Annotated in this window: 8 protein-coding genes, 1 other RNA gene and 1 pseudogene; 4 read left to right on the top strand and 6 right to left on the bottom strand. The window is 60.5% G+C overall.

Translation table 11 applies throughout. From position 1 onward, the window contains the following. Positions 1–158: 158 nt before the first annotated feature. From tmk to ffs, 4 genes and pseudogenes are all read right to left on the bottom strand, one after another. Positions 159–812, bottom strand: a pseudogene (gene tmk, locus H3T93_RS05105) (dTMP kinase); the annotation flags it as partial. Next, positions 809–3,676, bottom strand: coding sequence for a type I DNA topoisomerase (gene topA / locus H3T93_RS05100; protein WP_144177761.1), 2,868 nt, complete (start codon positions 3,674–3,676; stop codon positions 809–811). The gene topA and the pseudogene tmk, both read right to left, overlap by 4 nt. A 148-nt stretch (positions 3,677–3,824) precedes the next feature. Beyond that, positions 3,825–4,844: a phosphatase PAP2 family protein gene (locus H3T93_RS05095; protein ID WP_144177762.1), complete on the bottom strand. Its 1,020-nt coding sequence runs from the start codon at positions 4,842–4,844 to the stop codon at positions 3,825–3,827. Positions 4,845–4,943: 99 nt separating this feature from the next. After that, positions 4,944–5,034: signal recognition particle sRNA small type (ffs, locus tag H3T93_RS05090), an RNA gene on the bottom strand. Positions 5,035–5,270: 236 nt separating this feature from the next. On the opposite strand from ffs, the gene glf reads away from it, so the two are divergent. Continuing rightward, a complete protein-coding gene (gene glf, locus H3T93_RS05085) occupies positions 5,271–6,449 on the top strand; it encodes a UDP-galactopyranose mutase (protein WP_121912902.1) in 1,179 nt (392 codons plus the stop codon). Positions 6,450–6,476: 27 nt separating this feature from the next. Here the strand turns inward: glf and H3T93_RS05080 are convergent, their stop codons facing one another. Next, complete coding sequence (locus H3T93_RS05080; protein WP_186363937.1) at positions 6,477–7,190, bottom strand: TetR/AcrR family transcriptional regulator; 714 nt, start codon at positions 7,188–7,190, stop codon at positions 6,477–6,479. A 196-nt stretch (positions 7,191–7,386) separates the two neighbouring features. Here H3T93_RS05080 and H3T93_RS05075 point away from each other — a divergent pair, with 196 nt between their 5' ends. Together H3T93_RS05075 and H3T93_RS05070 are read left to right on the top strand one after the other, a co-directional pair. Then, on the top strand, positions 7,387–8,637 hold the full coding sequence (locus tag H3T93_RS05075) for an MFS transporter (protein WP_144177765.1): 1,251 nt from the start codon (positions 7,387–7,389) through the stop codon (positions 8,635–8,637). 12 nt (positions 8,638–8,649) lie between these two features. Then, positions 8,650–10,173 carry an alpha-N-arabinofuranosidase gene (locus H3T93_RS05070; protein ID WP_144177766.1) on the top strand — a complete coding sequence of 508 codons (1,524 nt, stop codon included), beginning with the start codon at positions 8,650–8,652 and terminating at the stop codon, positions 10,171–10,173. Positions 10,174–10,345: 172 nt separating this feature from the next. Here H3T93_RS05070 and H3T93_RS05065 read toward each other — a convergent pair whose 3' ends face one another. After that, positions 10,346–11,488 (bottom strand): inositol-3-phosphate synthase, encoded by a 1,143-nt coding sequence (locus tag H3T93_RS05065; RefSeq protein WP_121912898.1) that lies wholly within the window; start codon positions 11,486–11,488, stop codon positions 10,346–10,348. Positions 11,489–11,680: 192 nt separating this feature from the next. On the opposite strand from H3T93_RS05065, the gene H3T93_RS05060 reads away from it, so the two are divergent. Next, positions 11,681–13,903, top strand: a complete 2,223-nt coding sequence (locus tag H3T93_RS05060) for a transglycosylase domain-containing protein (protein ID WP_144177767.1) — start codon at positions 11,681–11,683, stop codon at positions 13,901–13,903. The last annotated feature ends 1 nt before the right edge of the window (position 13,904 follow it).

The raw sequence follows: 13,904 nt of genomic DNA, 5'->3' as shown, positions 1-13,904 counted from the left end.
CAATCCGTCTCGGTAGCCTGCTCATCGTCCTCATATCCTGCAGCCGATTCATCCTTGTCGGCATCGTCCTGAGCACCAGTGTCATCATTCTCATCATCGACATCTGGAAGATCATCGCCGACCTGCGGCAGATCTGGCTCGCGCCCTTCGACTAACTTGTCCAAATCGTCTTGGATGATCTGCCAGACCTGCTCGATGGACTGGGTGGCGTCGATAACCAGGAACCGGTCGGGTTCCCTCTGCGCCAATTGCAGGAATGCCTGACGCACATGCTGTTGAAAGTCGTCGCCAGCCGATTCCAACCGATCGGGCTCATGATCCAGACGCGACTTGGACTGTGACGGATCCGCGTCCAGCAGGTAGGTGCGCTTGGGCAGAAGGTCCTGACTGGCCCACAGACTCAACCGACGAATCACATCCACTGACAGATCACGGCCTCCGGCCTGATAAGCCAATGAGGAATCCAAGTAACGGTCGCAGAGCACAATGTCTCCGCGTTCCAGAGCCGGACGCACCACCTGGGCTACATGCTCAGCCCGGTCCGCCGCATAGAGCAGGGCCTCGGTCCTGGGGGCAAGATCGTCGGAGGCGTCAACCACATCGGTACCTCCGGTCACGGCAACCGAGGGGAAAGCGGCCAATCCATGCAGAACGAGTTCCCGTATGGTCAATCCGACGGGGGTACCACCTGGCTCGCGGGTGACCAGAGATCGCAAGCCACGCTCCTGCAGATAGTTGTGTGCTTGTTGGACCTGGGTGGTTTTGCCTACACCATCCACGCCCTCGAAGGAAATGAACAAACCATCGCTCATGCCTGACGCTCCGTATTTTTGGAAGTCTTGGAAGTCTTTGTCTTCTTTGTGGTTTTGCGAGCGCGGGTAGCCGACTTGCCAGCCGTAGTTTTGCTGGACGCCGACCTTCGTGCAGTCGACTTGCGGGTGGTCCTGCCACGCCTCTTGGTGGGTCCGGCCGCGCGCTTCTCTGCCAGCAGGCGGAAGGCCACCTCCGGCTCGATGGACTGGGCCGTGTACTGCTTGGGCAGGGTTCTGTTGGTCTGCCCGTCGGTAATGTAGACACCGTAGAACCCATCCTTGATGGTGACGGGTTTGCCGCTGTCAGGGTCCGTACCCAGCTCACGGAGAGGAGGCTTGGCAGCGCTCCGGGAACGTCGTCCGTACTTAGGCTGGTCGAAGAGGACCTTGGCCCCGGCCTGGTCGATAGTAAAAATCTGCCCCTCGTCGGTCAGCGAACGCGTCTCGGTGCCACCGTCGGCCTTAGTGGCCGTCAGATAGGGGCCGTAACGGCCGTTGCTGGCCGTGACGGTGGCTTGGCTGGTTTCTCCCGTCTTGGCATCGGTCAGTTCGATGCTGCCCACCGTCCTAGGCAGGCTGAGCAGCTTCAGAGCATCCTCCAGGGTGACCGTGTCTGGATCCATGGTCTTGAATAGCGAAGCCATCTTGGGCTTAGGACCAGTCTGCTTGGCCGTCCGTGCAGTCTTGCCAGTCGGCTTTTTCTGCTCTGCTGCTTCCTCTTCAGGGCTGATCAGGGCCACATAGGGACCGAATCTACCTTTGCGCACCTCGACCCGACCGCCTGTCTGCGGATCCTTTCCCAGCTGACGGGGACCGCCGGCATTTGCGGCAATCAGCTCATGACCCGCCGCCACTGTCAGCTCATCCGGAGCCATGGTGGGCGGCAACGAGGCTCGCTTGGGGTTTCCGTCGGCATCCAGGTCGGCCGTATCCTCAAGATAGGGACCGTAGCGACCGACCCTCACCTGCAGGCCATCACCGATCTCGATGGTATTGATTTTGCGGGCGTCGATGTCTCCCAGCTGAGCCACCTGCTCCTGTAGGCCCTGATGGGCCTGGTCAGCGTTTTGGGCAGCGCCCGGGCCCGAACCGAAGTAGAACCGGGTCAGCCAGTCCTTGCCTCGTTCCTTGCCATGGGCGATCATATCCAGGCCGTTCTCCATCTGCGCCGTGAACTGGTAATCCACGTACTTGGGGAAATTGGTCTCCAACAATCTGACTACCGAAAAGGCCAACCAGGAGGGAATCAGTGCACGGCCGCGCTCGTAGACGTATCCGCGGTCGATGATGGTCGAAATGATGCTGGCATAGGTGGAAGGCCTGCCAATCTCCTTGGCCTCCAGGGTCTTGACCAGAGAGGCCTCAGTATAACGTGCAGGCGGCTGGGTCTCATGGCCCTCGGAATCGACAGAGGCAGCACGAAGCACGTCACCCTGCTGGACCGGAGGCAGGGAAGAATCCTCATCGTTCTGCTCAGAGCCTGCACCGCCACCCATGGCCTTGAGGAACCCGGGGAACTTGATGACAGTACCTGAAGCCTGGAAGAGGGCCATACCCTCCTTGCCAGCCTGCGCCGACAGGTGGATAGTGGCTGTGGACCCGGTGGCGTCGGCCATCTGCGAAGCCAGGGTGCGCCGCCAGATCAGGGTGTAGAGCTTGAGCTGGTCAGGGGCCAGACGGTCGGCAAGATCCTGAGGCCTGTGGAAGGTGGAACCGGCGGGCCGAATGCACTCGTGGGCCTCCTGGGCGCCAGCAGTCTTGGTCACATACTGTTTGGACTCGGCCGAAAGGTATTCGGCCCCATACTCACGCTCAACCCCCTTGCGGGCAGCAGCGATGGCCTCCTGGGAGAGAGTGACCGAATCGGTACGCATGTAGGTGATGAACCCGTTCTCATAGAGCCCCTGGGCAGCCCGCATGGTGGCGCGTGAACTCATACCTAACCGATTGCCGGCCGTCTGCTGCAGGGTAGACGTGGTGAAGGGGGGCTGAGGACGCCGACGGTGAGGCTTGGTCTCCATGCCCGTCACTGTGAAGTCCTGATCCTTCAGCGTCTCAGCTAGGTTTCGGGCATGCTGCTCATCCAGCTGCAGGACCTGCTCCTTGGCAGCCGCTTCCGTCAGCTGACCCTTGGAGGTGAAGTCCTTGGAAACCGCCAGCCTCTGCTCTCCTAGGCTAATCATCCGCGCCTGAAAACCACTCGACGACGCCGATTGCCCGGCATCCTCCTGCACCAGACGCGCCAGCAGATCCCAGTAGGAGGCCTTGACGAAGGCCATGCGCTCACGCTCGCGCTCCACAATCAGCCGAGTCGCCACAGACTGGACACGCCCTGCGCTCAGTCCCGGACCCACCTTGCGCCAGAGCACCGGTGAAAGCTCGTAGCCATAGAGGCGATCCAGCACCCTGCGGGTCTCCTGGGCATCGACCATGTGGGCATCCACGTCCCTGGTGTGCTTGAGCGAATTCTTGATGGCCTCTGGGGTGATCTCGTGAAAGACCATGCGCTTTACCGGAACCTTGGGTTTAAGGGTCTGGACCAGATGCCAGGCGATGGCCTCCCCCTCCCGATCCTCATCAGTGGCCAGATAAAGCTCGTCGGCGTTCTTCAGCGCCTTCTTGAGCTCGGAGACCGTGTGTTTCTTTTTATCGTCCACGATGTAGTAGGGCTTGAAGCCATCATTCACGTCTACGCCGAACTTGCCGTAGGCCTTCTTCTGGGAGGCCGGGATCTGCGATGGCTGGGCCAGGTCACGGATATGGCCCACCGAGGCCATGACCGTGTAGCCCTTGCCCAGGTACCCGCCGATCTTCTTTGCCTTGGTTGGCGACTCAACAATGACGAGCTTATTGCCGGATGCCATGGCCTCTCCTTATATTGTTGTCTTTCGCACGCCATCTTACTCACGGGGTTCCGTAACCATGCAAATCAAGGGGTCATGTGCACGGGCGTGAAACCCTAGGACTGATGGTGGATGAATCAGAGACGTTCAGTACGCCCAGAGTTCGACCTCAGTCATTTTTAGGCGGAGCCGGGGGCCGACCGACAAGGCCCATCCTGGTCAGAGGCGAGGCCGTAATCTGCCTCATCGCCAGAACCAGACCCAGGGTCAGAGACAGAACCGAGGCCATCAGTATGACCGCTGAGCAGTGAACCCCATAGGCCGTCCACCGGGCACCGATCTCCAGACCAGGGCTGACCTGCCAGATGACATAGCAGGCGTAAATAATCCCTAGGAACCCAGCTACCAGCATCAGGGTGGAGACAATCTGAATCGAAGCCGAGGACATCCTGGTCCCAGGAACATCCATCCCGGTCCCCCGAGTGGCGGCCAGTGCAATAAGACAGAGACCGGTAGGAATGAGAATGCCCATGACCACGTCTGAAGGGCGATGCCACCCACCCTGCACCAGCGAGCAGCCCACGGACAGGTCAAAGGCGAATCCCACCAAGGCAACAAAGGCCCTCCAAACCCGGGGCACCACACAGAGCAGGGCCAGGACCACCGCGAGAGCGAGGATGGTGTGTCCCGAGGGGGCTGAATTGGCAGCGGAAGCCTGAACGTGGATCAGCACAGGGCGAGGCAGGTAACGTTTGAGAATGCGCGCCGCCCCGTAGACCACCAATGCATAAACAGCAACCTGGCCAAGCAGCCACCACCGGCGTCGCACTAGAACCACCACCAGGGCGACAAGGCCCAGCACTACGCAGATCGCCACAGTCACAAAAGGAATGGTGAACAGTCCCAGATAAGCCTTGACAAGTGGTGCCTGGTCAAGGAAGCCACGGAAGTTGGTCAGGGCCATGTCGTCATAGGTCTGCCCGGGAACAGTCCAGACAGCCGCCCACCAGACCAAAGCCGCCAGACCCAGGCAGGCCAGGCCGGCAACCAGGCACAAAACCAAGGCTGAAATCCGGGGGCGAGACATCAAGGGATCCCGGTCAACATGACTGCTGACCGCTTCGGTCTGCTCATTCGGGTCCCGGTACCAGGCTTGCTGTACTTCGCCCTGCTTGCGCTTGTTGGTCATACCTCTAGACTCTATCCAACCCCTGGGTCGACATCCGACACCCCGTCCGACGAATGCGCTCCCTTCACGACTCCAACCGGTTCAGTCAGGGCGAAATATGGAAAACTCCCACGCACCCGCCAGAGGCCACTTACCCTTGCTGCATTCCTGCCCTGGGGGGATTGGGTGACATAACGCCACGTGAGAGCAAGTCACCATGATAGCAGACAGGCTCCACTTGTCCACTGACAAGCGCCGACCCATCGACACCAGGTGCGTATTCAGTCGATATTGCTGCCCGCCGCTTCCCTGACCAGACCTGTCCGCTAGCATGTAGGCAACAGGATCGCCGTACTCCAGCGGTTGATCACGGATCGTGCCGGACCCTGGCGGTAGACAGTAGAGAGCCCGGCATCACAGCGACAAGGGATGGATGGCTGAAGACGAATGGCTGACATGGATGCTGATTTGGTGATTGTGGGCGCTGGCCTGTTCGGTCTGACCGTGGCCCAGCAGGCGGTCGAGCACAGCGGGGCCCGGGTACGGATCATCGACGTGCGCGACCACATCGGGGGCAACGCCTACTCCTATATGGACGAGGAGACCGGGGCCGAGATCCACAAGTATGGGGCCCACCTCTTCCACACCTCCAATCGCAAGGTCTGGGAGTACGTCAATCGCTTCACCGAATTCACCGACTACACCCACCGGGTCTACACCACCCACAAGGGCGAGGTCTACCCCCTGCCCATCAACCTGGGCACCATCAACCAGTTCTTCCACGCCCACTACACCCCCCAGCAGGCCCGTGAACTGATCCGCGAACAGGCTGGTGAACTGGCCGGGACCGACCCGGGCAACCTGAACGACCAGGGCATCTCCCTGATTGGCCGGCCTCTGTATGAGGCCTTCATCAAGAACTACACGGCCAAGCAGTGGCAGACCGACCCCTCTCAGTTGCCGGCTTCAATCATCAAACGGCTCCCGGTGCGATTCAATTACGACAACCACTACTTCAAGGACACCTGGGAGGGCCTGCCCAAGGACGGTTACACGGCCTGGTTCGAGAGGATGATAGACGACCCGCGCATCCAGGTGAGCCTGAAGACCGACTTCTTCGACAACTCCCAGCCCTGGAACCGGGATGCTTTGGTGGGCCAGGTCCCCGTGGTCTACACCGGACCGGTCGACCGCTACTTCGACTACCGTCTGGGCGAGCTCAAGTGGCGGACCGTGGACTTCAAGGAGCGCCGCTACGACGAAGACGACCACTTCGGCTGCCCGGTCATGAACTTCTCCGATCCTGACGTGCCCTACACCCGCGCCATCGAGTTCAAGAATTTCAACCCTGAGCGTTACGACCGGCAGAACCATGAGCGCACCGTGGTCTGGGAAGAGTACAGCAGATTCGCCGGCAAAGGCGACGAGCCCTACTACCCCATCAACACCAGCGACGACCGGGCCCTCTATACCCAGTACAAACAACTGGCCGCCCAGCAGCCGAAGGTGGTCTTCGGCGGCCGCCTGGGCACCTACGCTTACTACGACATGCACCAGGTCATCAATTCAGCCCTGGACGCCTGGGACAAGCGGATCGCTCCCCTGGTAGGCCACGCCAAGGACTGAAACCTGAGTTGAACCCCCGTTCGCCTTCTAACGGTAATCATCCCACTGGGGTGATGGGAAGAGGATGGGCTCCGCCTTTGCCCACAGGGCGATCATGTCGTCGTCGGGATTGGTCAGCGCCTGAATCTGCACACCGTCCATGGTGCAATAGACGGTTCTGATCAGCCGATGGAAGGACGACCGATCCCGATAGGGCTCAGGCAGCTTCCAGCGGATCCCGTCCATGAAGTCGATCATCCGGGCATGGCGATCGCTGTAGTATTCATGCGCAGGATGAGCTGGATCGTGAGCCTCCACAGCCAAATGCATGAAGAGCATGACCAGGACCATGCGCTCGGCATTCTCCTCGACCAGGCGACGCAGATAACCCGGCAGCGAATAGAGGGAATGCCCCTCCTGGTCTAGACCAATGGCCAGCTCATCACGCTCGCCGGGCTTGGATCCAAAAGTGAAGGAACCCTGGTCGTAGTAGACCTGGATGACCAAGGAGAGGAGCTCCTCACGCGTGCGGGCATAATGACGTAACCCTGGCAGGGTCAGGCCAACGGCATCCGCGATGGCCTGCATGGAGACGCCGTATGTACCGTAATAGGCGATCATCTGGGCGGCGACCTGGGCTATCTGCTTGCGACGCTCGTCGGGGGTCATCCGCCGGCGTGCACCGATTGGCCGCCGTGAAAAGCGTCCAATAATCTGCTCTCCGCCAGCCTTGTTCCTGGTTTTCCTGTTCGCATCGCTCATCAGGATCATCATACCGTTGGCCGTCAGACCACCAACGGCTCTATATTGCCCCTCTCTACAGCCCGTTGCCAAGATGGGAACCGCCAGCAAGGACTTGCTCTCTTGCTTATTTTATATTTTTAAGATATAAAACAATACGGGAAGCACGGCGCTTCCCCACTGTGCACAGACGCACCGAAAGAGAGGGAGTCGGATAATGACACAAGCCGATTCAGCAGGCGGGCAGGAGCTCGGCACCGCTGCTAAAAGCCGATACTGCATTGCCTTCTTCGTTTTCAATCTGTTCTGGATGATGGCCCTGTCCATCGTCGCCTCGGTCTTGTTGCCCCAACGCCTGACCGACATCGCTCCCGGGTCCAAGGTGGCCATATCCGGGATCTTCAACGCCACCACGGCTCTGACCTCACTGGTATCCAACCTGATTGTGGGCAACCTGTCCGACAGGACCCGGTCCATCTTCGGCCGCAGAACCCCCTGGGTCGTTTCCGGCGGCCTTATAGCCGGCGTCTCGCTCTTCCTCATGGGCGTCATTGCCAACGTCTGGGCCATCGGCATCTTCTACTGCCTGGCCATGGTCGGCCTGAACATGATGATCTCCCCAGTGGTCGCCTCCCTGTCCGACCGTGTTCCCGAATCACAGCGAGCCACCATGTCGGCATTCATCTCGGCGGGCAATCTGGTCGGCAACTCCTTAGGCACCCTAGTCGGCGCCCGCTTCATCACCATGCAGATTCCAGGCTGGATCATGTCCGGCATAGTCATGGGCGTGGCCGGCCTGGTCACAGTAATCATCTGGCCCAAGGAGCCCTCTTCAAAGGACATGCCCGCTTTGAGCAGCAGCCTGCGCTCCATCCTGGAATCCTTCCGCCCGCCTCGTCACGCGCCCGACTTCTGGATGGCCTTCGTAGGACGTTCCCTGCTCCTGTTCAGCTACTACATGATCCTCAACTACCAACTCTTCATCCTTCAGGACTACATGGGCCAGTCCGTCAAGGACTCGGCAGCCACCATGTCAACTATGTCCCTGGTACTGATCGTGGTCTCCATGGTCGCGGCCCTGGGTGCTGGCCCGATCTCCGACAAGATCGGCCGCAGGAAGATGCCCGTGGTCATCGCCAGCCTGCTTCTGGCCCTGGGCTACGCCATGCCCTGGATCATCCACAGCCCCCTGGGCATGATACTGTTCACCGCCATCGGCGGCTTCGGCTACGGAATGTACGGGTCAGTCGACCAAGCGCTCAATGTGGACGTTCTGCCCAATGCCGAGGAGGCGGGCAAGGATCTGGGCATTCTCAACATCGCTACCACCCTGGGCCAGATGGTGGGACCCATGGTGACCTCACTGATCGTCTCAGTGACCAAGTCCTACCAGCTGGTCTTCCCCACCGCCATCATTCTGGTGCTGCTGGCCTGCATCTTCATCAGCCGCATCCGCACCATTAAGTAAGGAGTCCAAACAGTGAGCATCCACATCGACCCACGCCTGACTATCGGCACCATCAGCCCTTACCTGCACGGCCAGTTCATCGAATTCCTGGGAGAGTGCATCGATCAGGGACTATGGGTGGGCACGGATTCCCCCATCCCCAACACCGACGGCATCCGCACTGATGCCCTCAAGGCCCTCAAGGCCCTCAAACCTCCACTGCTGCGTTGGCCCGGAGGCTGCTACGCCGACACCTACCACTGGCGTCAGGGTGTCGGGCCACGCAATCAGCGTCCAGTGGGATATAACGAGAACTTCGGCACCTACCAGCCTGACGGACATGGCTTCGGCACCGACGAATTCCTCCGTCTGTGCCAGGCCGTTGGCGCCGAACCCTGGATCAACGTGAACATGCTGAGCGGATCCGTAGCCGAGATGCGCGACTGGATGGAGTACTGCAACCGCCCATCGGGCACGGCCATGTCAGCCATGCGTGCCGCCAACGGCCACCCCTCCCCCTACAGCGTGAAGTTCTGGGGGCTGGGGAACGAGCCCTGGGCCGGCGGGGGGACGATGACCCCGTCCATGTACGCGGACCGCTATCGGATGTTCGCCTCAGCCATGCCCACTTTCGCAGAAAACGGGGATCAGCCCCCGATGATCCAGCCCATCGCCTGCGGCCCCGACGGCAACAAGCCCATGGAACGGGTGCGTTGGACCAGGGACTTCTTCCAGGCCCTGGCCCAGTACCGCCAACCGCCCATCGCCGCCTACGACCTTCACTTCTACAACTGGAACATCGACCACCCCGGCGACACCTCCACCCACTTTGATCAGGACGGCTGGAATCGGGTGATCCAGGGCGCCCTTGAGCTCGGGGAAGTCATCGATCAGCAGTGGAACCTGATGCAGGCCTGCCTGGCCACTATGCCTTACCCTGAGAGCACCATGGATTCCAGACTGACAAAGGTCGATCTGGTCATGGGCGAATGGGGCAACTGGCATGGCGATGCCTTCACGGCTCGTCCGGCGCTCCGGCAGCAGGTGACCATGCGCGACGCGGTCACCTCGGCCCTGACGCTGGATATCCTTCAGTCCAGGTGCGACAAGGTCTCCATGGCCTGCAATGCCCAGACCCTGAATGTCCTCAACTCGCTGATCCTGACCGAGGACGAAGCCACCATCCTGACCCCCAACTACGACGTCTTCATGATGTATCGGTGCCACCAGGGGGCCCGGGCGATCCAGAGCCTGCCGGAGGCCGACAACCCTGCCCTGCACGTCTTTGCCTCGATCAAGGACGGACACATCATGGTGGACCTGGTCAACGCCGACATGGCCTCCTCGGCCGAAGCGACACTGACCCTGCCTGAGCCGGTGCTCCCAGCAGGCATGCAGAGCCTTTCAGCACAGGATCCGCATGCCTGCAACACCCGATCCGACCCGGACCAGGTCAGGGCTCGCCAGGTCGATGTCTCGGACATCCCTGAAGGACGTGAAATTACGGTCCGCCTGGATCCGGCCTCAGTGAACGTGCTCGATCTGGCCATGGCCTGACAGCAGAAAGCATCAATTGACGGATTGGGCACTGTGCCCGCTAGCCGCCAACTAAATACAACTAAATATAGGATGCAAAGATACATATAAAACAGCATGTGGCCGATCCCCCGAAGGAGGGACCGGCCACATGCTCATATCAGGCGCCTGACGACAGCTGACGGAGTTCTACTCAGGCGTGCCAGACATCCTTGCCGTTGTCCTTGGCGGCCTTGACATCGGCATCCAGGGCGCTCTCGTCACCCTCCACCTTGCCGGCGATGTAGTCCTCGACCAACTGGCGGGCCTCGTTGTCCTCATGCTGGACAGCAGGGGACTTCATGAAGTAGGAGCTGGGTGCCAGCACCGGGCCGGCCAGGTGGCGGTCCAGGGCAATCTTGGCGGCACGCAGGGCGTCGATGACGATGCCGGCCGAGTTGGGCGAATCCCAGACCTCCAGCTTGTACTCCAGGTTCAGCGGGACATCACCGAAGGTGGTGCCTTCCAGACGCACGAAGGCGAACTTGCGGTCATCCAGCCAGGCCACATAGTCGGAGGGACCGATGTGGACGTTGTGGGGATCCATGTCGTGAGGAACGATGGAGGTGACTGCACGGGTCTTGGAAACCTTCTTGGACTCCAGACGAGTGCGCTGCAGCATGTTCATGAAGTCCATGTTGCCGCCCACGTTCAGCTGGTAGGTGCGGTCCAGACGCACGCCGCGATCCTCGAAGAGGCGGGCCATGACCCTGTGGGTAATGGTGGCGCCCACCTGGCTCTTGATGTCGTCGCCCACGATGGGCAGGCCGGCATCGCGGAACTTCTGAGCCCACTCGGGGTCGGAAGCGATGAAGACGGGCAGGCAGTTGACAAAGGCGCAACCGGCCTCGATGGCGGCGGTGGCGTAGGCCTTGTCGGCCTGCTCAGAGCCAACGGGCAGGTAGGAGACCAGCACATCGACCTTCTTGTCGCGCAGGACCTGGGCCACATCCACAGGCTCGGCATCCGACTCGGTGATCATCTTCTTGTAGTACTCGCCCAGCCCGTCACCAGTCGGCCCGCGCAGGACTTCCACGCCCTTGTTGGGGACATCGCAGAACTTGTAGGTGTTGTTTTGCGAGGCAAAGATGGCCTCGCTCAGGTCCTTGCCGACCTTGAGTGAATCCACATCGAAGGCGGTCACGAACTCCACGTCACGAATGCGGTAGCCGCCGAAATTGGCGTGCATGATGCCCGGGATCTTGTCATCATCCTTGGCGTCCTTGTAATACTCGACTCCCTGTACCAGCGAGGAAGCGCAGTTGCCCACGCCCGCTATAGCTACACGGATGCTCATACAAACTCCTCTGATTTACTGAGTTATTCCAACCTAAGCATACCTTCTCCCGGTAGATAGCATGATGGAATGGGCCTCATATGCGCGCCCGCCGACAGTACAGACCTCCAAGGATGGCGCAAACGTACGAAAATGATGAACGTTCAGCCTTAGGTCGAACAGTTTTCAGCCCTGCCGGATAGCGTGGTTGGCATGGCCAATCAGACTCGTTCAGTCAGTTCGACCTCGCCCACCCGCAGGGTCCGGTCCGGGTCACGCGGTGGCAGCAATCGCGCCGACAGACTCACCTCGCGACATGCCGACCGCAATCCCCGGGGCGGCGGACCTCGTCGCAGGCGGCGCCGCAAGTCGCATCGTCTGCTCAAGTGGACCCTGGGTCTGCTGGGACTGGTGCTGGTCGTCGGGGCAGCAGCTTTCGCCTACCTATACCTGACTACTGAGATCATCCCGCCGGAGAAGCAGGCCCTGGCACAAAAGACCACGGTCTACTATGCTGACGGCTCCACCCCTATCGGCACTTACGCCGACCAGAACCGGGAGATCATCGACTGCGCAGTCCTGCCCAAGTATGTAGGAAACGCGGTCGTCTCCTCAGAGAACCGCTCCTTCTATAAGGATAACGGCATCGACCTCAAGGGCATCGGCCGGGCCCTGCTCAACAACGTGACCAAGGGCACCCGGCAGGGCGGATCAACCATCACCCAGCAGTACGCCGAGCGCTACTATCTGGGTGAGACCACCACCTACAAAGGCAAGCTGCGCGAGGCCATCCTCTCTTTGAAGATCTCCAGGACCGAGAGCAAGGAAACAGTCCTGTGCAACTATATGAACACCATCTACTTCGGCCGCGGAGCCTACGGGATCCAGGCCGCCGCGCAGAACTACTTTGGCAAGGACGCCAAGGATCTGACCATGCCCGAGTCGGCCATGCTGGCCGGCATCATCCCCGCCCCGGCCTCCTGGGATCCGGCTATTAACCCCAAGCAGGCCGAGTCGCGCTTCCACCGGGTGCTGGGCATCATGGAGGAGGACCACTACATCAGCCACAAGGACCGGGTCGGCGCCCAGATGCCCCAGACCATCAAGTACTCGCCGCAGAACGTCTATCAGGGGCCCAACGGCTACCTGCTGCGCATGGTCCGCAATGAGCTGTCCACCGGCAAAAAGGCCCCCTTTACCGCGGACGACCTGGATACTGGCGGCTACCGAATCATCACCACCATCCAAAAGGACAAGCAGGATCTGATGTTCCAGGTGGCGAGCCCTTCTACAGGCAACAAGCGTCAGCCACCCACCCTGCAGACCGGTGGGCTCTCGGTCGATCCCAAGACCGGGGCCATCATCTCCCTGTATGCCGGTGACGACTACCTGACCCACCCGCTCAACAACGTGGATCAGGCGACCTACCAGGTGGGTTCGACCATGAAGGCCTACACGCTTCTGGCCGCCATCCAGGATGGAGTCAACCTGAACACAGTCTTCAACGGCAATTCGCCGCGCACCTTCTCCAGCGTGGGCAAGTCCGTCGCCAACGACGGAAACGTCAGCTACGGGTACATCAATCTCTATTCGGCCTTCGCCAGATCGGTCAACACGGTCTTCATGGACCTGGGCGAACACGTGACCTCACAAAAAATCGCCCAGGTGGCCCACACTGCTGGCATCACCGGCAAAATCGACGACACGACCACCTTCGACACCCTGGGCCTGGATGCCCTCTCGGTCTATGACGTGACACAGGGGTATGCCACGCTGGCCAATGGCGGCAAGCGGCCCAAGCTGCATCTGGTGGCACAGGTCAAGGATGCCAAGGATCAGGAGCTCTACACGGCTGCGATCCAGTCGGATCAGGTCTTCAACGCCGACCAGGTGGCCCTGCTGCAGAAAGCCATGAGCACCACAGTTCAGTACGGCACTGCCACCTATGCGCGTTCCCTGGGCAGGCCCATCGCCGGCAAGACAGGCACGGCCAACGACCAGACAGCCATCTCCTTCATCGGATTCACCCCCTCGGTTCTGACCACCTTCGCTGTCTGGAACCAAGGACAGGACGGCAGTGCACTCAAGGTGCCCGAAGTCTATCAGAATGAGTTTTTACCGGTCCCGCTGTTCACCCAGTACATGAAGTCGGCCTTGGGCGACAGCCCAGTGGAGCGTTTCCCTGCGGCCGAAGACCATGGCAAGATCGGCGGGCCGGATGGCAGCTGGGGCACCGGATATAGGCGGAGCTACTCCTATACGCCCAGGCGTAGCTACAACTATGAATATGTGCCTCAGCGACGCACCCAACAGCAGACAACTCCTCAGGAGGAGTCAGGAGCCAGCAGTGGTTCGGGTTCAGGCAACGGAGGCGAGGCCGAGAGCAGCAACAGCGGAACCACTGAGGGCAACTCCGAGTCAGAGCAATCCCAGTAGT

It is taken from the genome of Bifidobacterium sp. M0404 (assembly GCF_016101415.1).
Lineage (GTDB): Bacteria > Actinomycetota > Actinomycetes > Actinomycetales > Bifidobacteriaceae > Bombiscardovia > Bombiscardovia polysaccharolytica.
Note: the sequence above shows the minus strand (reverse complement) of the source record. Positions and strands in the feature narration are given on the sequence as shown.